Annotated in this window: 22 protein-coding genes; 13 read left to right on the top strand and 9 right to left on the bottom strand. The window is 33.3% G+C overall.

The window, feature by feature from the left end; genetic code table 11:
• Window positions 1–25 precede the first annotated feature (25 nt).
• Together ACFO3N_RS08815 and ACFO3N_RS08820 are read right to left on the bottom strand one after the other, a co-directional pair.
• Window positions 26–976, bottom strand: coding sequence for a GDP-L-fucose synthase family protein (locus ACFO3N_RS08815; RefSeq protein WP_320492347.1), 951 nt, complete (start codon window positions 974–976; stop codon window positions 26–28).
• An 11-nt stretch (window positions 977–987) separates the two neighbouring features.
• Complete coding sequence (locus ACFO3N_RS08820) at window positions 988–1,413, bottom strand: adenylyltransferase/cytidyltransferase family protein (RefSeq protein WP_320492348.1); 426 nt, start codon at window positions 1,411–1,413, stop codon at window positions 988–990.
• 325 nt (window positions 1,414–1,738) lie between these two features.
• Here ACFO3N_RS08820 and ACFO3N_RS08825 point away from each other — a divergent pair, with 325 nt between their 5' ends.
• The 4 genes from ACFO3N_RS08825 (at window position 1,739) to ACFO3N_RS08840 (ending at window position 6,078) form a co-directional block, all read left to right on the top strand.
• Window positions 1,739–2,704 carry a T9SS C-terminal target domain-containing protein gene (locus tag ACFO3N_RS08825; RefSeq protein WP_379796958.1) on the top strand — a complete coding sequence of 322 codons (966 nt, stop codon included), beginning with the start codon at window positions 1,739–1,741 and terminating at the stop codon, window positions 2,702–2,704.
• 90 nt (window positions 2,705–2,794) lie between these two features.
• Window positions 2,795–4,657 (top strand): ABC-F family ATP-binding cassette domain-containing protein, encoded by a 1,863-nt coding sequence (locus ACFO3N_RS08830; RefSeq protein WP_379796960.1) that lies wholly within the window; start codon window positions 2,795–2,797, stop codon window positions 4,655–4,657.
• Window positions 4,658–4,794: 137 nt separating this feature from the next.
• Window positions 4,795–5,277 carry an FKBP-type peptidyl-prolyl cis-trans isomerase gene (locus ACFO3N_RS08835; protein WP_379796962.1) on the top strand — a complete coding sequence of 161 codons (483 nt, stop codon included), beginning with the start codon at window positions 4,795–4,797 and terminating at the stop codon, window positions 5,275–5,277.
• 21 nt (window positions 5,278–5,298) lie between these two features.
• On the top strand, window positions 5,299–6,078 hold the full coding sequence (locus ACFO3N_RS08840) for an O-methyltransferase (RefSeq protein WP_379796964.1): 780 nt from the start codon (window positions 5,299–5,301) through the stop codon (window positions 6,076–6,078).
• A gap of 58 nt (window positions 6,079–6,136) precedes the next feature.
• Here ACFO3N_RS08840 and ACFO3N_RS08845 read toward each other — a convergent pair whose 3' ends face one another.
• On the bottom strand, window positions 6,137–6,796 hold the full coding sequence (locus tag ACFO3N_RS08845; RefSeq protein WP_379796966.1) for a hypothetical protein: 660 nt from the start codon (window positions 6,794–6,796) through the stop codon (window positions 6,137–6,139).
• 292 nt (window positions 6,797–7,088) lie between these two features.
• Here ACFO3N_RS08845 and ACFO3N_RS08850 point away from each other — a divergent pair, with 292 nt between their 5' ends.
• The 5 genes from ACFO3N_RS08850 (at window position 7,089) to secA (ending at window position 12,896) form a co-directional block, all read left to right on the top strand.
• A complete protein-coding gene (locus tag ACFO3N_RS08850) occupies window positions 7,089–7,796 on the top strand; it encodes an ABC transporter ATP-binding protein (protein WP_379796968.1) in 708 nt (235 codons plus the stop codon).
• 64 nt (window positions 7,797–7,860) lie between these two features.
• Window positions 7,861–8,367, top strand: a complete 507-nt coding sequence (locus ACFO3N_RS08855) for a hypothetical protein (RefSeq protein ID WP_379796970.1) — start codon at window positions 7,861–7,863, stop codon at window positions 8,365–8,367.
• 43 nt (window positions 8,368–8,410) lie between these two features.
• Window positions 8,411–8,980 carry a cob(I)yrinic acid a,c-diamide adenosyltransferase gene (locus ACFO3N_RS08860; protein ID WP_379796972.1) on the top strand — a complete coding sequence of 190 codons (570 nt, stop codon included), beginning with the start codon at window positions 8,411–8,413 and terminating at the stop codon, window positions 8,978–8,980.
• 262 nt (window positions 8,981–9,242) lie between these two features.
• Window positions 9,243–9,464, top strand: coding sequence for a DUF2795 domain-containing protein (locus ACFO3N_RS08865; protein ID WP_007138072.1), 222 nt, complete (start codon window positions 9,243–9,245; stop codon window positions 9,462–9,464).
• An 87-nt stretch (window positions 9,465–9,551) separates the two neighbouring features.
• Entirely contained in the window at window positions 9,552–12,896 is a 3,345-nt protein-coding gene (gene secA, locus ACFO3N_RS08870; protein WP_379796974.1) for a preprotein translocase subunit SecA, read from the top strand.
• Window positions 12,897–13,134: 238 nt separating this feature from the next.
• On the opposite strand, the gene ACFO3N_RS08875 is transcribed toward secA, so the two are convergent.
• The 4 genes from ACFO3N_RS08875 to cysC form a co-directional block, all read right to left on the bottom strand.
• Window positions 13,135–13,800 carry a TrmH family RNA methyltransferase gene (locus ACFO3N_RS08875; protein WP_379796976.1) on the bottom strand — a complete coding sequence of 222 codons (666 nt, stop codon included), beginning with the start codon at window positions 13,798–13,800 and terminating at the stop codon, window positions 13,135–13,137.
• A 61-nt stretch (window positions 13,801–13,861) separates the two neighbouring features.
• On the bottom strand, window positions 13,862–14,830 hold the full coding sequence (locus ACFO3N_RS08880) for a sulfotransferase family protein (RefSeq protein WP_379796978.1): 969 nt from the start codon (window positions 14,828–14,830) through the stop codon (window positions 13,862–13,864).
• A gap of 4 nt (window positions 14,831–14,834) precedes the next feature.
• On the bottom strand, window positions 14,835–15,521 hold the full coding sequence (locus ACFO3N_RS08885; RefSeq protein ID WP_379796981.1) for an aspartyl/asparaginyl beta-hydroxylase domain-containing protein: 687 nt from the start codon (window positions 15,519–15,521) through the stop codon (window positions 14,835–14,837).
• A 4-nt stretch (window positions 15,522–15,525) separates the two neighbouring features.
• Window positions 15,526–16,053 carry an adenylyl-sulfate kinase gene (cysC, locus tag ACFO3N_RS08890; RefSeq protein ID WP_379796983.1) on the bottom strand — a complete coding sequence of 176 codons (528 nt, stop codon included), beginning with the start codon at window positions 16,051–16,053 and terminating at the stop codon, window positions 15,526–15,528.
• A 167-nt stretch (window positions 16,054–16,220) separates the two neighbouring features.
• On the opposite strand from cysC, the gene ACFO3N_RS08895 reads away from it, so the two are divergent.
• The 4 genes from ACFO3N_RS08895 (at window position 16,221) to ACFO3N_RS08910 (ending at window position 21,479) form a co-directional block, all read left to right on the top strand.
• Window positions 16,221–16,922, top strand: a complete 702-nt coding sequence (locus ACFO3N_RS08895) for an SIR2 family NAD-dependent protein deacylase (RefSeq protein WP_379796985.1) — start codon at window positions 16,221–16,223, stop codon at window positions 16,920–16,922.
• Complete coding sequence (locus ACFO3N_RS08900) at window positions 16,919–17,611, top strand: sterol desaturase family protein (protein WP_379796987.1); 693 nt, start codon at window positions 16,919–16,921, stop codon at window positions 17,609–17,611. Before ACFO3N_RS08895 ends, ACFO3N_RS08900 begins: the two co-directional genes overlap by 4 nt.
• A 68-nt stretch (window positions 17,612–17,679) precedes the next feature.
• Window positions 17,680–19,026, top strand: coding sequence for an adenylosuccinate lyase (purB, locus tag ACFO3N_RS08905; protein ID WP_379796990.1), 1,347 nt, complete (start codon window positions 17,680–17,682; stop codon window positions 19,024–19,026).
• 215 nt (window positions 19,027–19,241) lie between these two features.
• Entirely contained in the window at window positions 19,242–21,479 is a 2,238-nt protein-coding gene (locus ACFO3N_RS08910; protein ID WP_379796994.1) for a cation:proton antiporter domain-containing protein, read from the top strand.
• Window positions 21,480–21,653: 174 nt separating this feature from the next.
• Here the strand turns inward: ACFO3N_RS08910 and ACFO3N_RS08915 are convergent, their stop codons facing one another.
• A complete protein-coding gene (locus ACFO3N_RS08915; protein WP_248727929.1) occupies window positions 21,654–22,292 on the bottom strand; it encodes a peroxiredoxin in 639 nt (212 codons plus the stop codon).
• A 113-nt stretch (window positions 22,293–22,405) separates the two neighbouring features.
• A complete protein-coding gene (locus ACFO3N_RS08920; RefSeq protein WP_379796996.1) occupies window positions 22,406–23,317 on the bottom strand; it encodes an AEC family transporter in 912 nt (303 codons plus the stop codon).
• Window positions 23,318–23,349: the final 32 nt, after the last annotated feature.

Consider the following 23,349-nt stretch of genomic DNA (forward strand, 5'->3'; position numbering starts at 1 on the left):
TTCAACTTTGGACAGTGTAGTTCCTTTATAATTTTATCTGTTTAAAATTTTCAATGTTTTTTGAAAACCAATCGTAAGTTATTTTAATCCCTTCGTAAAGCTCTACTTCGTGCTTCCATCCAAGTTTATGCATTTTTGAGACATCCATAAGTTTCTTTGGTGTACCATCAGGCTTATCAGCGTCCCAAATAATCTTACCAGTATGGCCAGTAACTTGCTGCACAATTGCGGCAAGTTTTTCTATTGTTAAATCTTGACCTGTGCCTATATTGTATAAATAGTGAGGTAGCCTGTTCTCTAAAGCAAAAACAACCGCTTTAGCCATATCATCGACATACAAAAACTCTCTCATTGGCTTTCCGCTCCCCCAAAGAGTTACTGTGGCGTTATTATTTATTCTAGCTTCATGAAATTTTCGAATCATAGCTGGTAAAACATGTGAAGTATGTAAATCAAAATTGTCATGCGGACCATACAAATTTGTTGGCATCAGGCTTACAAAGTCTTTTCCAAACTGTTTTCTAATAGCTTGACAAGCTTTTATACCCGCAATTTTTGCAATAGCATACCATTCATTAGTTGGCTCTAGAACATCCGTTAACAGATAATGCTCTTTTAGTGGTTGTGGAGCTAATTTTGGATAAATACAAGAACTTCCCAAAAAAATAAACTTTTCTACTCCACTTCGCAAGGCAGTATCAATTAGATTATTTTGAATTTGCATATTCTCCATTATAAACTGATAAGGAAAATCATTATTAGCTAAGATTCCCCCAACACGAGCAGCTGCATCAATCACAATCTCAGGCTGCATGTCGGCAAAAAAATCACAAACTGATTTTTGGTCTCTTAGATCTAATTCTGCACTAGGAAGTCCAACTAAATTTGTAAATCCTCTAGCAATCAAAATTTTCCAAATGGCACTACCTACCATTCCATTATGACCAGCTATATAAATTCTGCTATCCTTTTTCATAATCTCCACTTTTATTTTACCTTCGACAACTCTCTAACCGCTACCTCTTTCCTCAACCCACTACTTGAAAAACGATGATCACGTTTGTTAAAATAAAGGTCAATACCTTTTTCTTCACAATATAATCTACCTGTAAAATTTTTATGTTGATATTCATCGCCTATTATGCGGACATCTATTTTAAAAGATCTTAGAATGTCTTCTAAATCTTGTTCTGTCGAATACGGAACAATTTCATCTACAAACTTGCACCCTTTAAGCTGGATGTATCTTTCAACCACTGTTTGTGTAGGACTATTTTTTTCAGGACGATCTAATGCCGGATCTATCTGTAATCCAACAATTAAATAATCACACTGTCTTTTCGCCTCTTCCAACATCTTTACATGACCTGCATGTAGTAAATCAAAAGCACTAAATGTTATTCCTATCTTCATATATTATTGAATAATTAGAAAAAAATGTCCAAAGAGCATAGCTTCGCTTCTCCGAGTCACATAACTCGGATCCAAATTCTTATTTCAGTAAAAAACTCCAGAAAATGCTTTATTTTACAAGAGGGAGCTTTTTAATTTTTGCAAAAGTAGTGTAGCAAAAGTATAATCAAAAGACAAAAAGAAAGAAATGTCTTATTTTAATATAAAAAAGTCTAGTTTTCCTCTTACAAAAAAATTAGGTTATAAAAAATATTAGAAATGCGGATATAACGTATCTTTAGCTATTAAAAGCTACTTTTACAGAGACATTCAACGAAATCTTCAAATGAAAAGAGCGATATTACTTTTTGCATTGTTTACCTCCTCAGCCTATAGTCAAATTTCGGGTTGCACAGATTCACTGTCCAAAAATTACAATCCAAACGCAAAACTAAATGATGGAAGCTGTATCTATCAAAAAGTAGATTTAAAACCAGAATATTCTAGACAACTGAGTGATTCAATAAAAGAAACCTCTGGCTTAATTGCTTTTAGTAATTTATTATGGATGCATAATGACGATCACGATAAAACAATTTACGGCTTGGATACTTTAGGAAAAATCAAAAAGAAAATTATTCTTCCCGAAACTATCAATCACGATTGGGAAGAAATCTCGCAAGACAGCACACATCTATATATCGGTGATTTTGGCAATAATTATTCTGGAAATAGAACTAATCTGAAAATTCTTAAAATTGAAAAAAAATCTTTTTTAGAGGAAAATCCGAAAATTGAAACTATTGCATTTTCTTATTCAGATCAAACTGATTTTTCTTCATCAAAACCAAACAAAACCGATTTTGATTGTGAAGCATTTATTGTTTCTAAAGACAGCATTTATCTCTTTACTAAACAATGGAAATCGTCTAAGACCAATATTTACACTTTGTCAAAGCAAAAAGGGACACAAATTGCAATACTCAAAACAACACTTAACACCAAGGGTCTGGTTACTGGTGCCACTTATTTAGAAGACAAAAAACTAATTACTTTGTGCGGCTATACTAAAATGGGAAAACCTTTTTTATATCTGCTCTACGATTTTAAAGATCAAGACTTTTTATCTGGAAATAAAAGACGAATCGATTTAAAACTTTCTTTTCATCAAATTGAAGGAATTGCAACAAAAGATGGTTTACATTATTTTTTAACGAATGAATCTCTTGTTCGAAAACCAGTAATAAATGTTCCTCAGCAAATTCATTATTTCGATTTAAGCTCCGTTCTAAAGCTGTATCTCCATAAATAATTCGCAAATGCAAGATAATAGTTTACTTTTGCAGAAAGTTATGTTTTAGAAAACATTCATAACTCATAATTTATAACTTATAATTACAAAGTGAATTACTTATCAGTCGAAAATATATCAAAGTCATTTGGAGAAAGAGTCCTTTTTGACAACATTTCTTTTGGAATTAATAAAGATCAAAAAATCGCTTTTATTGCAAAAAATGGTTCTGGAAAAACAACCATAATGAGCATTATTAATGGTTTGGAAGAACCAGATACTGGACAAGTTGTTTTGAGAAAAGGAATCAGAATGGCATTTCTGTCACAAGACAATAATCTTCAAGATGAACTTACGATTGAAGAAAGTATTTTCGCTTCAGATAACGAAACGCTTAAAGTTATTGAAGCTTATGAAAAAGCTTTAGAAAATCCTGCTGACGAAGAAGCTTACCAAAAAGCTTTTGACGCTATGGATCAGCATAATGCTTGGGATTTTGAAACGCAATACAAACAAATTTTATTCAAATTAAAGCTGGAAGATTTCAAACTTAAAGTTAAGAATCTTTCTGGAGGACAGAAAAAACGTCTTTCGTTAGCCATAATTCTAATCAATCGTCCCGATTTATTGATTCTAGATGAGCCAACCAACCACTTAGACCTAGAAATGATCGAATGGCTTGAAAGTTACTTCGCTAAAGAAAATATTACGTTGTTTATGGTAACGCACGACCGTTTCTTTTTGGAGCGTGTTTGTAATGAAATTATAGAATTAGACAACGGAAAACTATACCAATACAAAGGAAATTATTCTTACTACTTACAGAAAAAAGAAGAAAGAATCACTTCTGAAAATGCTAGTGTTGACAAGGCTAAAAACTTGTTTGTAAAAGAATTAGAATGGATGCGACGCCAGCCAAAAGCGAGAACAACCAAATCTAAATCACGTCAGGATGATTTTTATATTATTAAAGAAAAAGCACAAAGCCGACGAAAAGAAAATAAAGTTGAGCTTGAAATTAATATGGAAAGAATGGGAAGCAAAATCATTGAGCTTCATAAACTTTCTAAAAAATTCAAAGACCGCGTTATTCTTGACAATTTCAGCTTTGACTTTCAACGTGGAGAAAGAATCGGAATTATCGGTAAAAACGGAACTGGAAAATCGACCTTCTTAAATCTTTTGACAGGAACAATTCCGCCAGACAGCGGACGTGTTGTTAAAGGAGATACTATAAAAATTGGATATTATACACAGTCTGGAATTAACCCAAAACCGGGTCAGCGTGTTATTGATATTATAAAAGAGTATGGAGAATATATTCCGTTGACAAAAGGAAAAATCATTTCGGCTTCGCAATTATTGGAGCGTTTTCTTTTTGACGCCAAAAAACAATACGATTATGTTGAGAAATTAAGCGGTGGAGAATTAAAACGTTTATACTTGTGTACGGTTTTAATTCAGAATCCGAACTTCTTGATTCTAGATGAGCCTACAAACGATTTGGACATTGTAACACTTAACGTTTTAGAAAGTTTCCTTTTGGATTATCCAGGATGTTTATTGGTAGTTTCTCACGACCGTTACTTTATGGATAAAATTGTCGATTATTTATTTGTCTTTAGAGGACAAGGCGAAATAGAGAATTTCCCAGGAAACTATTCCGACTTCAGAGCTTACGAAGACAGTGCTGATGTTGCCCAAAAAGAAGAAAACAAAGCAGAAAAGAAAGACTGGAAACAAAACAATCCAACAGGAAATCTAAGCTTTAACGAACAAAAAGAATATCAGAAAATCGAAAGAGAAATTAAAGATTTAGAAGCTGAAAAAGCCAAAATCGAACAATTATTCTCAGATGGAAAAATTGCAGATGCCGATATCGAGAAAAAAGCAAACGAACTTCAAAACATAATTAATAAAATCGAAGCAAAAGAAGAACGCTGGTTTGAACTTTCTGCTAAACTTGAAGGATAGTTATTACACAGAGATTCACAAAGAAATCGCAGAGCTACGCAAAGTTTTTTTTGTGAATCTTTGAGTTTTCTTTGGGAATCTTTGTGAAACAAAAAATTACCTTTTACTATATTAAATATTTTAAAAAAAAATCCACAATGAAAAAACTATTAGCCGCAGTATTTACTTTAACCTTATTTATTTCTTGCAACAACACGGAAAAAGATACAGAAAAAGACCCATCTGAACCAGCAAAAGATTTCACAGAACAAAACGAAAAGGATATTAAAGATTATTTAACCAAAAATAATTTAACTGCAACCAGAACCGATTCAGGTCTTTATTATATTATTACAGAACCAGGTAATGGCGCTCAACCAACTTCTACTTCTAATGTAACTGTTGCTTATAAAGGTTATTATACAAACGGAAAAGTTTTTGATCAAAGTAAAGATACAGGTATTTCATTTGGTTTAAATCAAGTAATCAAAGGATGGACAGAAGGTATCCCTTATTTTAAAGAAGGAGGATCGGGAGTTCTATTAATACCATCTCGTTTAGGTTACGGAAGTTATGATTATATGACAATCCCAGGAGGTTCTGTGCTTATTTTCGACGTAAAACTGATCAAAGTAAATTAATATTTCATTCTAAATTTCTAGATGCTTTTTCAAATAAAATCTTATCTGAGCTTTCTTTGGCATTCTAAGAACGAACATGCCGTTCACTCGCCGTTTGTTTTTAATTTACTGACAAAATGTTTTTATGATAAGAAAACAAAACCTGAATATGCAATTCTAAAAAAATATAGAAAATCGCTTTTAGAAAACAAAAACTTTATTGAAGTAACCGATTTTGGAGCAGGTTCGAGAGTTTTTAAATCAAATAGAAGACAAATTTCTAAAATTGCACAAACAGCAGGAATTTCGCCAAAACGAGCAGAATTATTGTTTCGTGTCACCAATTATTTTAAGCCAGAGAATATTTTAGAAATAGGAACTTCTTTGGGTTTGGCAACTTCTGCACTAGCTTTAGGAAACCGGAAAGCGAAAGTCGTTACTATTGAAGGCTGTCCAAATACAGCAAATGTTGCCCAAAATCAATTGGCTGAATTTGATTGTAATAATGTTGAAAATGTAATTTCTGAGTTTGAATCTTTTTTAATTTCTGAGAACATTCAAGCAACAAATTACAACCTCATATATTTTGACGGAAATCATTCTAAAAAAGCAACCCTAGCTTATTTTGACCTTTTACTACCAACAATCGACAATGATTCTGTATGGATTTTCGATGACGTTCATTGGTCAGAAGATATGGAAGAAGCTTGGGAAATCATCAAAAATCATCCTCAAGTAAAAGTTACGATTGATACTTTTCAATGGGGATTTGTATTCTTTAGACGAGAACAACCAAAAGAACATTTTATTATTCGAGCATAAAAAAAAGACGATCATTCCTGATCGTCTTTTTCATTTTCTAATTCAAAATTTTAAAATCTTATTTTTTTGCGTCTTTATTTTCTTCAGATTTAGCTCCCATTCTATTTACAGTATACATTGGTGCAAATTTCACTTTCAAACCAGCAATTTTTCTGTTATCCTCAGCAGATAAACCTTCTTTTTCAACTGTATTTTTACGGCTGTCAAGCGCTTCATACATTAACTTAACTTCGTCCCAGTCTTCTCTAGAATATTTATCTTTATTATTTTCTACAGTATGAACAAACTGCTGATAAACGCTATGAATGTTTTGGGCATTAACCCAGTTAAAATTCATATCATCACCAATCTTTCCTGCACCAAACAAAGCATCTCTTAACTGTTGTTTCGCACTAGGAGTTGGAGGGGCAAATTGGGCGGTCATTTCATTTTTAAATTCCTCGTACTTAATTTTGCTTGCATTTATTTTTTCTGTTGCGGCAGCATTGTCTTTAATATCAGCCAACGCAGCTTGCGCTTCCTGAGATCTTCTATCATATTCTGCTTCTACACTTTTCCAATTCTCTTTTAAATCAGCAGCTGCAACATTTTTCACAGAGTCAACATAGATTACATAGTTGTCTACTGTTTTTTGAGCTCTTTCTTGTTTTTCATCTTTACACGATGTTAACCCTAATACTAATAAAGCAATTCCTGTAGCTATTTTGATATTTTTCATAATCTTGATTATTTAATTAATTGATTAATCAAATTTACCAAATGCTTTTCCTAATAAATTACATTATTATCATGTTTTTAAAATTAAAAACATTTTAAAACTATAAAACATTTAAAATAATGATAATTTTACAATATAATCCTAAAAAGGTATAACATTTTTCTTTTTTTTAAAACATTTAATATAAAAGTGTATTTACGAAAGAGCATTTGTAACAAAAACCAATTCTCAACTACTTATCCTTTTTATTGAAAAGTGTTTTGTACTTTTAAATCCAAAATTGTAAAACAAAATGGCTGAACCATTAATCAAAATAACCGACATCAAACGAAATTTTACTTTAGGAAATGAAATCGTTTATGTTTTAAAAGGAATAGATTTAGAAATTCAAAAAGGAGAATACGTTGCTTTAATGGGACCTTCCGGATCAGGAAAATCTACATTAATGAATTTATTAGGTTGCTTGGATACTCCAACTTCCGGTCGTTATATTTTAAATGGAAAAGATGTCAGCAAAATGAAAGATGATGAACTGGCAGAAATCAGGAATAAAGAAATTGGTTTCGTGTTTCAGACTTTCAATCTTTTGCCAAGAACTACGGCTTTAGATAATGTTGCCTTACCTATGATTTATGCCGGTTACGGAAAATCTGAAAGAATTGCCCGCGCCACAGAAGTTTTAAAACAGGTCAATCTTGCCGATAGAATGGATCACCAGCCGAATCAGCTTTCTGGAGGACAGCGCCAGCGTGTTGCAGTTGCGAGAGCATTAGTCAATAAACCTTCTATTATTCTAGCCGATGAACCAACAGGGAATTTAGACAGTAAAACCTCTGTAGAAATTATGAAGCTTTTTGGAGATATTCACGCACAAGGAAACACCGTAATTCTTGTGACTCACGAAGAAGACATCGCTGCTTACGCACACAGAGTTATTCGTTTGCGAGACGGGTTAATTGAAAGCGATACTTCCAAAAAATTGCACACAAATAAAATTTAGATAATAAATGCGAATTATAAAATATTTTTTACTTGCGTTTTTGGTTTTGACATCGTGTAAAAAAGTGTCAAAAAAAGAAAATCAATATTCTGAATTACCTCCAAAAACACCAAGAACAAAAATATTTTGGCTAAACGATAAAACGATCAATTTAAAAATAGACCCTACTCTATCCTATTCTAAAAATATAAAATGTGACTCTGTGATCGGAATAAATTATATTGGTTTTTCTGGTGAACATTTCTTTAATCCTATTAATGAAAAAGGAAAATATATAAATACAATTAGTCAAACGAAAAAACTTAATCAAAATCAGATTTTAAGATTAAATTCGATTATTGGAAACAAAAAAACATATAAAAATCCAAATATAGCAAGCTGTTATGAGCCAAGACTTGCATTTATATATTTCAAAAATAATACAGTAATTTGTCAAACTCAGGTTTGTCTAAGCTGTTACCAGCTTCAATCAACTGCTAATTTTGTTGAGGGAGTAAGTGGAAACTTCAACAATCAAGCTCAAAAAAAATTAACTCAACTGCATGATGAACTCGGTTTCAAAGAAAACTAAAAACTTAGCATCTCAGCACCTTGGAACCTTAGCATCTTAAAAAATGAAAGTATATACCAAAACAGGCGATAAAGGTACAACAGCTCTTTTTGGAGGAACGCGTGTACCCAAAGACCATATTAGAATTGACAGTTATGGAACTGTTGACGAATTGAATTCCTATATCGGATTGATTCGTGACCAAGAAATGGATTCGCATTATAAAACTATTTTAATAGAGATTCAAGACCGTCTTTTTACCGTTGGTGCCATTTTGGCAACTCCACAAGAAAAAGAAGTTTTAAAAAACGGAAAACTTCGCTTAGAAAATCTTGGCATAATTGACTCAGATATCGAATTACTGGAAAACGAAATAGATAAAATGGATGAAAGCCTTCCGCCAATGACTCATTTTGTTTTACCAGGCGGCCATCCTACCGTGTCACATTGTCATATAGCGCGCTGTATTTGTCGTCGCGCAGAACGTTTAGCAGTACATTTAAGTCATAATGAACCCGTTCCTGAAATAGCAATTATGTACTTAAACCGACTTTCTGACTACCTTTTTGTCTTGGCACGGAAGTTGTCGTTTGACTTAAAAGCGGAGGAAGTGAAATGGATACCCAGAAAATGAATTTTCTGAAAATTCCAAATTTTTGAAATCCCAAATTCCAAGAGAAAAATTTAAATTCTTTTGAATTTATAAAAAACAAAAAAAGCCTTCCAACATTGGGATTTGGAATTTAAATATTGGTTTTTAAACTTCTTTTTTGAAGTTTGGAATTTAAAAATTGGAATTTAATAATCGACGTTCTTAAATTTTATTAAAATAAATCAAAATTTACTTGTCTTTTTCAGTAAAAAATTTATTTTTGCACAAACTAAACAGATAACAGATGTATTGGACATTAGAATTAGCATCTTATTTAAGTGATGCGCCATGGCCTGCTAACAAAGATGAACTTATAGACTACGCTATCAGAGCAGGTGCTCCATTAGAAGTAGTAGAAAACCTTCAATCAATCGAAGACGAAGGTGAGATATATGAATCAATGGAAGAAATTTGGCCTGATTATCCAACAGACGAAGATTATCTTTGGAATGAGGATGAATATTAAAAAATAAACCAAAGGAAAAAGTCTCTCATCATAGAGACTTTTTTTTTGGTTCAAATACATATATATAATAAAGAAATACAATAAATCATGAGTTTCATAAACAGTATTATTAAAGTCTTTGTCGGCGACAAGTCGCAGAAAGATGTCAAAGCTTTACAACCTTACTTAAACAAAATTAAAACATTCGAAGCTCCTTTAATGAGTCTATCAAACGACGAGTTAAGAGGAAGAACCGTTTATTTTAAAGACAGAATAAAAGAAGCTAGAGCCGATAAAGATGCTAAAATTGCTTCGCTTAAAGCAGAAGTAGAAAACATCGAAGACATCGATAAAAGAGAAGACATTTATGATGCAATAGATGCTCTTGAAAAAGAGGCTTATGAAATCTCTGAAAAAACTTTATTGGAAATTCTTCCAGAAGCGTTTTCTGTAGTAAAAGAAACGGCTCGTCGTTTTAAAGAAAACTCTCATATTGAAGTTACTGCAACTCCAAAAGACCGCGAATTCTCAGCAACAAAATCATACATTACTATTGATGGCGAAAAAGCGATCTGGGCAAACAAATGGAATGCTGCTGGAAAAGACATCACTTGGGACATGATTCACTACGATGTTCAGTTAATTGGTGGTATGGTATTACACGAAGGTAAAGTTGCTGAAATGCAAACGGGAGAAGGTAAAACTTTGGTTGCTACTCTTCCACTTTATTTAAATGCTTTGACTGGAAATGGAGTTCACTTAGTAACAGTGAATGACTACTTGGCAAAACGTGATAGCACTTGGAAAGCTCCTTTATTCGAATTCCACGGTTTATCTGTTGATTGTATCGATAATCACCAGCCAAGTACAGAGCAAAGAAAAAAAGCTTACGATGCTGATATCACTTACGGAACTAACAATGAGTTCGGTTTTGATTACTTAAGAGATAACATGGCGCACTCTCCAAGCGATTTAGTGCAGAGAAAACACAATTTTGCAATTGTCGACGAGGTTGACTCTGTATTAATTGATGACGCCAGAACACCTCTTATTATTTCTGGACCAGTTCCGCAAGGAGATCGTCACGAATTCAACGAATTGAAACCAAAAATCGAAAACTTAGTTGCACAACAACGTCAGTTAGCGAATGGTTTCTTAGCTGAAGCTAAAAAATTAATTAAAGAAGGTAATACTAAAGATGGAGGTTTCCAATTATTAAGAGCTTACAGAAGTTTACCTAAAAACAAAGCGTTAATTAAATTTTTAAGTGAAGAAGGAATTAAACAATTGCTTCAAAAAACTGAAAATCAATACATGCAAGATAACAATCGCGAAATGCACAAAGTAGACGAAGCTTTGTATTTTGTGATTGAAGAGAAAAACAATCAAGTAGAATTAACAGACAATGGTATTAAATACCTTTCTGGAGATACTGATGCAGATTTCTTCGTTTTACCAGACATTGGAACAGAAATCGCTGCAATTGAAAAACAAAAATTAGATAAAGACGCTGAAGCTGAAGCTAAAGAAAGATTATTCCAAGATTTTGGAGTAAAAAGCGAGCGTATTCACACTCTTACTCAGCTTTTAAAAGCTTATGCTTTATTCGAAAAAGATGTAGAGTACGTTATCATGGACAACAAAATTATGATTGTCGATGAGCAAACAGGTCGTATCATGGACGGGCGTCGTTACTCAGACGGTCTTCACCAAGCGATCGAAGCAAAAGAAAACGTAAAAATCGAAGCTGCAACTCAAACTTTTGCAACTGTTACATTACAGAATTATTTCAGAATGTACAACAAACTGGCAGGTATGACTGGTACAGCGGTTACAGAAGCAGGTGAGTTATGGCAGATTTATAAATTGGATGTTGTTGAAATTCCAACAAACCGCGGAATTGCAAGAATTGACAAGGAAGATTACATCTACAAAACAACACGTGAGAAATTCAACGCTGTAATCGAAGATGTTACGGAACTATCTCAAGCTGGAAGACCAGTTTTGATTGGAACAACTTCTGTAGAGATTTCAGAATTATTAAGCCGTATGCTTAAAATGAGAGGAATCACACACAACGTATTGAACGCTAAAATGCACAAGCAAGAGGCACAAATCGTTGAAGAAGCGGGTAAAGCTGGAGTTGTAACTATTGCAACAAACATGGCTGGTCGTGGTACCGATATTAAATTATCTCCAGAAGTAAAAGCTGCAGGAGGTTTAGCAATCGTTGGTACAGAGCGTCATGATTCTCGTCGTGTAGACAGACAGTTACGTGGTCGTTCTGGTCGTCAAGGAGATCCAGGAAGTTCTCAATTCTATGTTTCTCTTGAAGATAACTTAATGCGTTTATTTGGTTCTGAAAGAGTTGCGAAAGTAATGGACAGAATGGGATTGAAAGAAGGTGAAGTTATTCAGCATTCTATGATGACTAAATCTATCGAACGTGCGCAGAAAAAAGTAGAAGAAAACAACTTTGGTGTTCGTAAACGTTTATTAGAATATGATGACGTAATGAACTCTCAACGTGAAGTAGTTTACAAACGTCGTCGTCACGCATTGTTCGGAGAGCGTTTGAAACTGGATATCGCGAATATGCTTTATGATACTTGCGAATTAATCGTAAGCAACAGTAAAGTAACAAATGATTTTAAAGGATTTGAGTTTGATTTAATTCGTTATTTCGGAATCACTTCTCCAATTTCTGAAGCAGATTTCACGAAATTAAATGATATCGAAGTTACAGGAAAAGTATATAAAGAAGCTTTAGCTTTCTATACTGAAAAAACAGAAAGAAGCGCAAGAGAAGCTTTCCCAATTATCAAAGGAGTTTACGAAGAGCCAAATAACCATTTCGAAAGAATTGTAGTTCCATTTACAGACGGAATCAAAACTTTGAATGTAGTGACTGACTTGAAAAAAGCTTATGAAAGCCAAGGCGCTCAATTAATTGCTGATTTCGAAAAGAACATTACACTTTCTATTGTTGACGAAGCTTGGAAAAAACACTTGCGTAAAATGGACGAATTGAAACAATCTGTTCAATTGGCTGTTCACGAACAAAAAGATCCATTGCTAATTTACAAATTAGAAGCTTTCAACTTGTTTAGAGGAATGTTGGACAACGTTAATAAAGAAGTTATTTCATTCTTATTCAAAGGTGATTTACCAGCTCAAAACGCTCCTGAAATTCACGAAGCAAGAGAAGTAGCTCGTCCAAAAGAAAATTTACAATTAAGTAAAGACGAAATTCCAAATAGCGAAAGCTTAAACCGTGAAGCTGGAGAAACTCAACAGCGTCAGGTTACTGAAACTATTGTTAGAGATATGCCAAAAATCAACAGAAATGATACTGTTGTTGTTCAAGAAATTGCTACTGGTAAAACAGAAACAATGAAGTACAAAAAAGCAGAAGCTTTAATAGCTGCTGGAACTTGGGTTTTAATTAACTAATAAATTTTTAAGTATTCAGTCGCAGTATCCTGTTACAGTTTACCTGCTGAATTTTAAATCCATAAAAAAGACCGATAGTTTAAACTATCGGTCTTTTATTTTTTAGAAAATTATCTTTATTTCCAATTCACGACCTCGTCCTAAACTGAGACTGAATACTAATTCCCCAACTCACTCTCGTAGCCCTGAACACTGAGACCAAGACTGAGACTGAACACTAAATACCGAACACTGAACACTAATCCCTAGGGTTATCCTGATAATAACGTTCTTCAATTCGTTTTATATCTTTTATAGAATTTTTAGCCCAAAGCAAACGTTTCACTAAAATTTCTTCCTCACTCAATTTCCAATTAACATCAGATCTGCGAAGTCTGTTAGTTAAACTCTGAATGATAATGGCAGCCGACACAGAAATATTTAAACTTTCTGTAAAACCAACCATTGGTATTTTTAAGAAACCATCGGCGTTATTCATAATTTCTTGTGACAACCCTTCTTTTTCTGTCCCGAAGAATAAAGCACTTGGTTTTGTAATATCGAAATCTTCCAACATACAATCTTTCTCATGTGGAGTAGTCGCAATAATTTGGTATCCTTTACTTTTTAAATCGGAAAGGCATCCTGAAACCGAATCAAATCGATTGATGTCAACCCATTTTTGCGCACCCAAAGCAATTTCTTTGTCGATTCTTTTTCCAAAACGCTGTTCAATTACATTTAATTCCTGAATTCCAAAAACTTCACAGCTTCGCATTACTGCGCTTGTATTATGCATTTGATAAACATCTTCTACTGCAACTGTAAAATGCTTTGTTCTATTTTCTAGTACTTTTAAAAAATTAGCTTTTCTGTTTTCTGTCAATATATTTTCTAAGAATGCGAGGTAATCTAAATCAATCATTTTATTTATGTTTGGCGCAAAAATAATAAATAAATGAGAAAGAAGGTTTAAACAGATTTTTTCAGCCTGTCAAATCTGCAATAAAATTGACATTAAGTTTTTCGTGCAAAGCATGGAGCTGAGCTAAATTCACAGACAAAATATCGTCTTTATATGAATCTCCAGTAAAAACTGCTTGTTCATTTTTAGAATGTTTTTTAAGACGCTCCAGCATGACATTTAATTCGCTTTCAGAAAAATCAATATTAACAAAAGCTATGAATCGCTCTATTACATTCTTCATCCCGTCATTGTAATTAAGCATTATTATATTTTGGTCTCTTTCGTAAAAATCTAGAAAACTTTGAAAATATTTTTCTAAAACCAAAACTTGATATTGCTGAAAACTTACTTCTTCAATTTCTTTAGAAGTGATTCCGAAAACACTTGAAGGAATTAAATTTGGAACCATATGCATGCCTGCCATTTTTTGGTGCGATCTTAAAACTTCTGCTGGATTTCGGTACAATAATGCAAACGGAATTTCAGGAAAAACAGATCTTAAATAAGAAGCTTTAAAAATACTCCAAGCATCTAGTTTTATAATCAAGTGTTTTTGTTCGGAAAATCTTTTTTGTCCCAAAAATCTCAAAACCGATTTCAGCAAAGTGGTTTTGATTGCGGAATCAAAAGCATTACTTCTTAAAATCTGATCGATAATAGGAGCTTCAGAAACCATTATGTTTTCAGATGAAGTGGCAAGAGACTGACTCAACATAGTAGATCCGCATCTTGACACATGAAAAACCAATCCTTTTAATTCTACAAAATCGAGTTCTTTAGACCAGTCAATAATATTCTCTGCTGTACTTATTAATTTAAATGATTTTGAATTGTAGTCATGGCTTTGGCATTTTACAATGGTTTCTTCAAAAAAAGGTTCTGCAAATGGTATATCAGCAAAATAAATCCATTCGAAATAAACCTCATTATCTTTTTCGATCAATTTAATCGGAATCCAATTTGAAATAAAATCTTTTACATTTTCCATTTTTTTATTTCATTTGTGATTGAAGTTCGGCAATAATTTTGGCATTTGTCTCCGATGGATTTCTAGAAAGCTCAGCAATAACCTGTCTTTTCACTTCATCTGAACATTCATATTTCGGCACATAATTCAGATCAAAACCCATTTTAGAAAATAATTCATCGGACCATTCATTTCTAATGCAATCCAAAGTTAAGTGAATTCTAGGTTCTGGGCTTTTGTTCAGCACGCTATGTGGCAACTGAAAATTGGCGTACCAGCATTCTCCCATTTTCATTGGAACCTGCTGATGATTGACATAAAAATAAACTTCCGAGTTTGTAATAATTGGAACATGAATTCTAAAAAATCCATCTTCATAGGAAGTATCGTTATCAACATGTTCTTTAATTTCGCTATTAGGCCCAAGTCTTAATAATCTTACAGCTTCTTTTTCGCATTCAAACCAATCCATTATTTCTTTAAAATAAGAGCAACTGTCAAGCAAAGGCGTATTTTTATACTCTTTGTCTGGAAAAGAAAAAATATCATTCTCTAAACCCGATTGCGATCGTAAAGAAACACTTGTCCAATTTCCTTCATACCGATTGGTATTAAAATGTGGTGTCCATAAATTGGTTTCGCAAATCAATAAATCATTTTGCAGTTTTTCTATCGAGAAAGAAATCGGAAGCTGACAAGAAGAAGGATTCATAACCTTAAAAATTTAAATTGCTAAGTATAAAATGGTAGAGTTTATGGGTAGAAACTGAAACGGCTTCAGAATCTGTTTTTAATACTAAATCGGCTTTTTTAGGAATTTCAAAAACATCGCTTATTCCTGTAAAACTTTTAATTTTATTTTGATCACTGTCTGGCAACAATGCTCTTTTGTACAAGCCTTTTGGATCTCTTTCGATCAAATTAGAAATGGCGCAATCCAGAAATACTGTTTTTACAAATTCAAAAGACCTTAATTCATTTCTAAGATTTTCATATGGATTAATAACCGACATGAGAACTATTTTCTTTTCCTCAATTAGATTTCGCCCAACATTAAAAAGACGTCTTACATTTTCGCAACGGTCCTCTTTAGAAAATCCCAAATCTTTACAAATCGTTTGTCGGTACACATCACCATCTACAATTTCGGCTTCATAATTATTTTGAAGCAAAAGATGTCTGACATTTTCTGCCAATGTCGTTTTTCCCGAACCAGATAAACCCGTAAATTGAATTAAAATCATTTTAGCATCACTTTTATAAAACGTGACATTAAAACTAAATAATTCAGAACGAGAGACAAAGAGTATAAATACCCTTTATTTTCCATAAAAAAGCATTATTAATCCTTTGTACTTACTAGTCATTTGAACAAAGAAATCACTATTTTTATCTTTTAATTAAACTAAAAATGAAAAAGAAACTTGTTGTTTTAACAGGAGCAGGAATAAGTGCTGAAAGCGGAATTAAAACTTTTCGCGACAGCGACGGTCTTTGGGAAGGGCATGATGTAATGGAAGTTGCCACTCCAGAAGGCTGGCATAAAAACCAAGAATTGGTTCTCGATTTTTACAACAAAAGACGCCAGCAGTTAAAAGAAGTAAATCCGAATCTTGGACATATCATTTTGGCTGAATTGGAAAAAGATTTTGACGTACAAATTATTACTCAAAATGTTGACGATCTTCATGAACGTGCAGGAAGTTCAAATGTTTTGCACTTGCATGGCGAATTATTAAAAGTACGTAGCACACAAAATAAAAATCTAATTTTAGACTGGACCGAAGATTTGCAAACTGGAGATTTAGATACAAACGGGCATCAATTACGTCCACATATTGTTTGGTTTGGCGAAGAAGTTCCTGCACTTGAAGAAGCTATTGACATTACAGAAACCGCAGATTATTTTGCCGTAATTGGAACTTCATTGCAAGTTTATCCAGCTGCTGGATTAATTGCTTATACACCAAGCACAACACCCGTTTTTTATATAGATCCGAAACCAATTTCAATCCCGAATCTTCGTAACAAAGTCGAAACCATTGCCAAATTTGCTTCTGAAGGAGTTGCCGATTTAAGAGAAAAATTACTGAACTTAGAAAAAACAACATGATTTTTGAAAGCTGGTTACAACAGTTATTTCAGTTTAATATATTCTGGCTCTTTATTTTCTTTTTAATAGAAAATGCAGCGTTAGTAGGTTTATCTGTTTTAATTGGAAAAGTAATCGAACCCGAAAATACCTTTTTAAAGAATAAAGATCGAAAATGGGTGTTTTCTACTCTACTTTGCAACACATTCATCACTTTAATAGGTTTTGAATTATATCGCTACGGAATCCTGAAAGTAGATTTTTCTGAATCCTTAAAACTTATCATTTTTGATACGCTTTTATTGATTCTGCTAATGGATCTTTTAATGTTCCTTTTTCATTTTCTGGTTCATCATTTAAAATGGATGTACCCTATTCATAAACTGCATCATACACACATAGAAACCAATGTTTATAGTTTGTATGTTCTACATCCAATAGAAACTCTAGGTTTCGGTTTTATATGGCTGTTTCTAATTACTATTTTGCAGTTTAATTACCTGAGTATCATTGTTTATTTGATTCTAAATCTTTCTTATGGGATATTTGGGCATTTAAAAAAAGACATATTTCCATCTTTTTGGTACAGCAATTACTTCACAAAGTGGATTTCGACTACTAAATTTCATAATGATCATCATAAAAATGAATCTCACAATTACGGCTTTTACTTTACAATCTGGGATAAAATTTTCAAAACCATAATTTAAGCATCAATATAGCTTTCAGAAGTTTTAACAATAGCTTATATTTGCACCTTTCGAAAAACAACATAACAATGACTACTCTAAACGAATTGAATGCTATATCACCAATTGATGGAAGATATAGAAATAAAACTCAAAATTTAGCACCTTTCTTCTCTGAAGAAGCTTTAATAAAATACCGCGTTTTGGTTGAAGTGGAATACTTCATTGCTTTATGCCAAATTCCGTTGCCTCAGTTACAAGGTATTGATTCTAGTTTATTTGAAAGCTTGAGAAATATCTACAAAAACTTCTCAACAGAAGATGCGCTTTGGATTAAAGAAACTGAAAAAGTAACCAACCACGACGTAAAAGCAGTTGAATACTTTATTAAAGATGCTTTTGAGAAATTAGGTTTATCTCAATACAAGGAGTTCATTCACTTCGGATTAACATCTCAAGATATTAACAATACTGCTATTCCGCTTTCTACAAAAGAAGCGTTTGAGCAAGTTTATATGCCAACCTTAATTGCAGTAATTGCAAAATTAAAAGAATTAAGTGTTGAATGGAAAGACATTCCGATGTTAGCGCGTACACACGGACAACCAGCCTCTCCTACTCGTTTAGGAAAAGAGATTTTGGTTTTCGTAGAGCGTTTAGAAGAGCAAATGCGTTTGTTATTCAACATTCCGTTTGCAGCTAAATTTGGAGGAGCAACAGGAAACTTTAATGCGCATCACGTAGCTTACCCGCAAATTGACTGGAAACAATTCGGAAATAAATTTGTTGAAACCGATCTTGGTTTAAAGCATTCTTTCCCAACCACTCAAATTGAGCATTACGATCATTTTGCTGCTTTCTTTGATGCTTTAAAAAGAATCAATACGATCATCATCGATTTAGATCGTGATATTTGGACTTATGTCTCAATGGATTACTTTAAACAAAAAATTAAAGCTGGAGAAATTGGTTCATCTGCAATGCCTCATAAAGTAAACCCAATTGATTTTGAAAATTCTGAAGGAAACTTAGGAATTGCAAATGCAATTTTTGAACACTTGGCTGCAAAACTTCCTATTTCAAGATTACAGCGTGACTTAACTGACAGCACTGTTTTGCGTAATGTTGGTGTTCCTTTCGGACATACAATTATTGCTTTTGAAGCAACTTTGAAAGGTTTAAACAAATTACTTTTAAACGAAAACAAATTTGCTGAAGATTTAGAAAGAAACTGGGCAGTTGTGGCTGAAGCTATTCAGACAATTTTACGTCGTGAAGCTTATCCAAACCCGTATGAAGCTTTAAAAGGCTTAACAAGAACGAATGAAGCAATTGACAAAAATGCGATTCATAATTTCATTGCAACCTTGGAAGTTTCAGATGCAGTTAGAGCAGAATTATTAGCGATAACACCTAGTAACTACACAGGAATTTAAGAAAAATACCAAATATTTTATCAAAAAAAGCTATCTTTATCGAGATAGCTTTTTTTATTTAACCCGGGGTAGTCCAGATTACTTCACTTAACTTTATTTTAGTTGGAGTTCAGTGAATTGCATTAAAAAAGTCTTTTGTTCAGAAAGCCAGAATTTGAACAAAAAACTTTAAATAAAAAGCTGGATCAAGCTCACTGAAAACCAAAATGCCACTTATGATTGCACTAAGCGCCACTGCTGAAACTACACACCACTTACAACCTTTAATTAGTGATTTAGGTTTAATCCTAATGACTGCCGCAATTGCCGTTCTATTATTTAGAAGATTGAAACAACCTTTGGTTTTAGGCTACCTGATTGCAGGTTTTTTGGCTGGAAACCATTTTGATTTTTTCCCATCCATAACCGACATGAAGAGTGTTGAAGTCTGGGCCGAAATCGGGGTTATATTTTTACTTTTCAGTTTAGGACTCGAATTCAGCTTTAAGAAACTAATGAAGGTTGGAGGGACTTCGTCTGTCACCGCCATAACCCAGATTCTATTTATGACCGTAATTGGTTATGGCGTTGGACAATGGATGGGCTGGGGAAAAATGGATAGTATTTTCTTAGGAGCTACACTTTCTATTTCATCTACAACCATTATCATTAGAGCTTTTGACGAATTGGGGGTTAAAGGAAAAAAATTCGTTGGGATTGTTTTCGGAGCTTTAATTGTAGAAGATATTGTTGCCATCTTGATGCTTGTTTTATTATCAACTATTGCCGTAAGCGATCAGGTTTCTGGAACTGCATTATTGCAATCTGTTTTAAAACTTGTATTCTTTTTAATTATCTGGTTTTTAGGAGGAATCTTTATTATTCCCACTATTTTCAAAAAAGCAAAACATCTCTTAACAGACGAAATGCTCTTGATAATCTCATTAGCCTTATGTTTAATGATGGTGATTTTTGCTTCAAATGTTGGTTTCTCTCCAGCCTTAGGCGCTTTCATTATGGGATCTATTATTGCTGAAACTACAATGGCAGAAAAAATCGAACATTTAATTCAGCCCGTAAAAGATTTCTTTGGTGCTGTTTTCTTTGTATCGGTAGGAATGTTAATCAACCCAATTACTTTAGTAAATTATGCGCTTCCTGTGGCTATAATCACTTTATTGACCATCTTCGGAAAAGCATTCAGTTCTTCTATCGGAGCTTTAATTTCTGGCCAGCCTTTAAAACAATCTGTTCAGACTGGGATGAGTTTGGCTCAAATTGGAGAGTTCTCTTTTATTATTGCAACGCTTGGAATGACTTTAAAAGTGACCAGCGATTTCTTATATCCTATTATCGTGGCAGTATCTGCAATTACAACATTTACTACTCCTTTCTTAATTAAATATTCAGAGCGTTTTGCTTTCTTTTTAGAAGCAAAAATGCCTAAAAGATGGGTTAAAAATATTAACCGCTATAGTGTAAATGCGCAAGCGATTAAATCTGTCAGCACCTGGCAGATTGTACTTCGTTCTTCGATTACACAAATTGTTCTTCATACGATCATTATTACTGCTATCATATTATTGTCATCCAAATTTGTAGCGCCTTTAGTAGCCGATACCCGATTCGGAAATACTTTAGCCGCTTTACTCACTTTGGTTGTAATTGCACCATTTTTATGGGCACTTTCGCTTCGTCGTGTAAAAGTAGATGAAGTTGAAGCTCTTTGGGAAGAACGTAAATATCGTGGCGCACTTTTAATGCTTATTTTGATTAGAATGAGCCTTGGTTTATTCTTTGTCGGGTTTTTATTGAATATTTTCTTCTCTCCTTTGGTTGCTTTCGTCGCGCTGATTATTGCAATTGGAGCTTATCAACTTTTTCCTAAAAAATTAAACGAGCAATACCACAGAATTGAAAGTCACTTTTTAAAGAATCTTAACGATCGTGAAAACAAAAAGATCGACAGAAGATATGCTAATTTAATGCCATGGGACGGACACATGTCTTTCTTCGAAATTAAAAAGGAATCTAATCTGGTTGGACAAACTTTACAAGAACTTAAAATTCGCGAGCAATTAGGAATTAATATCGCTTACATTAAACGAGGAGAAGTCACAATTCCGATTCCTACCAAAACCGAACGTTTGTTTCCAGGCGACGAAATTTGCGTAATCGGAACTGATGCTCAAATTACAGAATTCACAAAATTCTTAACTCAAAACGAAACAGAACCGCCTGCAAAAGTAGAAGAAACTGATATTGTTTTACGTCAGCTTGAAGTTTCTCAAGACGAATTTATTCAAAAAAGCATCGGACAATTCAGAGCCAAAACAGATGGAATGGTTGTAGGAATTGAACGAAACGGAAATCGTATCTTAAATCCTGAATCTAGTTTGCTCCTAGAGAAAAACGATATTCTATGGGTTGTAGGAGACAAGAAAAGAATGAATGCTTTGTTGGCAGCGAAGTAAGTCCCTAAGTTTCTGAGATGCTGAGATTTTAAGTTTTTATTTTGCCTCTTTTTAAACTTTCGTAAAAAATAAAGCGCTAAGATTTCATAATGAAATCTTAGCGCTTTAATATTTATTTATTATTTTGAAAAATCTTAGAATCTCAGCATCTCAGAAACTTAGAAACTCAGAATATTATTTATTCGGCTGCGGTGTCAAACGCAAATAAGGTTTGATAGGCGTGTGTCCTTTCGGGAATTTTGCTGGAATGTCGCTATCTGGAATTGCAGGTGCAATTACCACATCTTCTCCATCTTTCCAGTTTGCTGGTGTTGCAACGCTGTAATTTGCTGTCAATTGCAAACTGTCAATTACACGAAGTAATTCATCAAAATTTCTACCTGTAGAAGCTGGATATGTTAAAGTCAATTTGATTTTTTTATCTGGACCGATAACAAAAACAGAACGAACCGTAAATTTATCACTTGCATTTGGATGAAGCATATCATATAGATTTGCTACTTTTTTATCCTCATCTGCAATGATTGGGAAATTTACTTCTGTATTTTGAGTTTCGTTAATATCTTTAATCCACTCTTTATGCGAGTCTAAACCGTCTACACTCAAAGCAATAACCTTAGTATTTCTTTTTTGAAATTCTGGAACATAGTTCGCTACAGTTCCTAATTCAGTAGTACAAACAGGAGTAAAATCTGCTGGATGAGAAAATAAAACACCCCAAGAATCTCCTAACCATTCGTGAAAATTAATTGGTCCTTGTGTGGTTTCTGCCTGAAAATCTGGAGCTATATCGCCTAATCTTAATGTTGACATAATTTATATTTTTTTAGTTCATCTAAAATTAACTAAAAAATGCATTTAGAAAACATTCAAAAGGTAAAAAAAAGTTAAAATTCTACTTTATCGATATAATTAGTATTTTACTCTTAAATAAAACTTAGAATGAAGTACCAAAAAGCAAGCGTTACAAAAGAAATCGGGATTCCGAAACCAATCATCATACTGCTTAATTTTGGTTTTAATCCGTATGTTGAGGCTAAGATTGCGCCTGTTATCATTGGCGCCATTGCAGTTTCCATTATGGTGATTTTTATAACTTCAGAATGCTGGTTAAAAATAAATACATACAGCACAAAAATCACAAAAGGAATTAAAAGCAGTTTAAAGAAAAGCCCCAATCGTAAAAATTTCCAATGCTGGCTTTTTCTATCAAAAGTTAATTGCAAACCAACCGAAAGCAAAGCTAAAGGCGTTACCAAACTTCCAATTTTTAATAATGCTGATTGAAGATTTTCATTTAAATCAACTTGAAAAATATTCATTAAACAAGCGACAACAAACATTATGAAAGGAGGAAACAAAATAATCTTTTTGAAAATCCCTAAGGCATCTGGGCTTCCTTTAGAATAAAAAGCGGCTGTAAAAACACCAAGTGTTGAAACCACAACAAAAGTTCCGGGCTGATCTACCAAAACTGCCGTTTCTAGGCCTTTCTTACCAAATAAAGCTTCAATAATTGGATATCCGAGGAATGAGCTGTTGCTTAATCCTGCCGTCAAAATCAAACATCCAATCAGTTTATTCGACCAGCCATTTCTTCTTCCCAAAAAATGAAAAAAAATAAAAGCTAGAATATAAGTGATCCACCCTGCTCCTATCGGAAACAGTAATTCGCTACTCCATTTTATCTTCGGAATATGGTATAAAGTAATCGCCGGAAGACAGAAATAAATAACAATTTTATTGAGCGTTTTGTAAATATGAGTCGGGAATTGTTTTACTCGCTGTAAAATCAATCCGAGTGAAAGAAACAGAAATATGAGAATGAAGTTGTTCATATATTAAGATCAAGACAAAAATAAGTATTTAA

Source organism: Flavobacterium chungangensis (assembly GCF_042654045.1).
GTDB lineage: Bacteria > Bacteroidota > Bacteroidia > Flavobacteriales > Flavobacteriaceae > Flavobacterium > Flavobacterium chungangensis.

What these genes read in the sequence shown, in the direction of transcription:
- ACFO3N_RS08815 (WP_320492347.1), bottom strand. Translation starts at nt 976, where the DNA reads ATGAAAAAGGATAGCAGAATTTATATAGCTGGTCATAATGGAATGGTA.
- ACFO3N_RS08820 (WP_320492348.1), bottom strand. Translation starts at nt 1,413, where the DNA reads ATGAAGATAGGAATAACATTTAGTGCTTTTGATTTACTACATGCAGGT.
- ACFO3N_RS08825 (WP_379796958.1), top strand. Translation starts at nt 1,739, where the DNA reads ATGAAAAGAGCGATATTACTTTTTGCATTGTTTACCTCCTCAGCCTAT.
- ACFO3N_RS08835 (WP_379796962.1), top strand. Translation starts at nt 4,795, where the DNA reads ATGAAAAAACTATTAGCCGCAGTATTTACTTTAACCTTATTTATTTCT.
- ACFO3N_RS08840 (WP_379796964.1), top strand. Translation starts at nt 5,299, where the DNA reads ATGCTTTTTCAAATAAAATCTTATCTGAGCTTTCTTTGGCATTCTAAG.
- ACFO3N_RS08845 (WP_379796966.1), bottom strand. Translation starts at nt 6,796, where the DNA reads ATGAAAAATATCAAAATAGCTACAGGAATTGCTTTATTAGTATTAGGG.
- ACFO3N_RS08850 (WP_379796968.1), top strand. Translation starts at nt 7,089, where the DNA reads ATGGCTGAACCATTAATCAAAATAACCGACATCAAACGAAATTTTACT.
- ACFO3N_RS08860 (WP_379796972.1), top strand. Translation starts at nt 8,411, where the DNA reads ATGAAAGTATATACCAAAACAGGCGATAAAGGTACAACAGCTCTTTTT.
- ACFO3N_RS08865 (WP_007138072.1), top strand. Translation starts at nt 9,243, where the DNA reads ATGTATTGGACATTAGAATTAGCATCTTATTTAAGTGATGCGCCATGG.
- secA (WP_379796974.1), top strand. Translation starts at nt 9,552, where the DNA reads ATGAGTTTCATAAACAGTATTATTAAAGTCTTTGTCGGCGACAAGTCG.
- ACFO3N_RS08875 (WP_379796976.1), bottom strand. Translation starts at nt 13,800, where the DNA reads ATGATTGATTTAGATTACCTCGCATTCTTAGAAAATATATTGACAGAA.
- ACFO3N_RS08880 (WP_379796978.1), bottom strand. Translation starts at nt 14,830, where the DNA reads ATGGAAAATGTAAAAGATTTTATTTCAAATTGGATTCCGATTAAATTG.
- ACFO3N_RS08885 (WP_379796981.1), bottom strand. Translation starts at nt 15,521, where the DNA reads ATGAATCCTTCTTCTTGTCAGCTTCCGATTTCTTTCTCGATAGAAAAA.
- cysC (WP_379796983.1), bottom strand. Translation starts at nt 16,053, where the DNA reads ATGATTTTAATTCAATTTACGGGTTTATCTGGTTCGGGAAAAACGACA.
- ACFO3N_RS08895 (WP_379796985.1), top strand. Translation starts at nt 16,221, where the DNA reads ATGAAAAAGAAACTTGTTGTTTTAACAGGAGCAGGAATAAGTGCTGAA.
- ACFO3N_RS08900 (WP_379796987.1), top strand. Translation starts at nt 16,919, where the DNA reads ATGATTTTTGAAAGCTGGTTACAACAGTTATTTCAGTTTAATATATTC.
- purB (WP_379796990.1), top strand. Translation starts at nt 17,680, where the DNA reads ATGACTACTCTAAACGAATTGAATGCTATATCACCAATTGATGGAAGA.
- ACFO3N_RS08910 (WP_379796994.1), top strand. Translation starts at nt 19,242, where the DNA reads ATGATTGCACTAAGCGCCACTGCTGAAACTACACACCACTTACAACCT.
- ACFO3N_RS08915 (WP_248727929.1), bottom strand. Translation starts at nt 22,292, where the DNA reads ATGTCAACATTAAGATTAGGCGATATAGCTCCAGATTTTCAGGCAGAA.
- ACFO3N_RS08920 (WP_379796996.1), bottom strand. Translation starts at nt 23,317, where the DNA reads ATGAACAACTTCATTCTCATATTTCTGTTTCTTTCACTCGGATTGATT.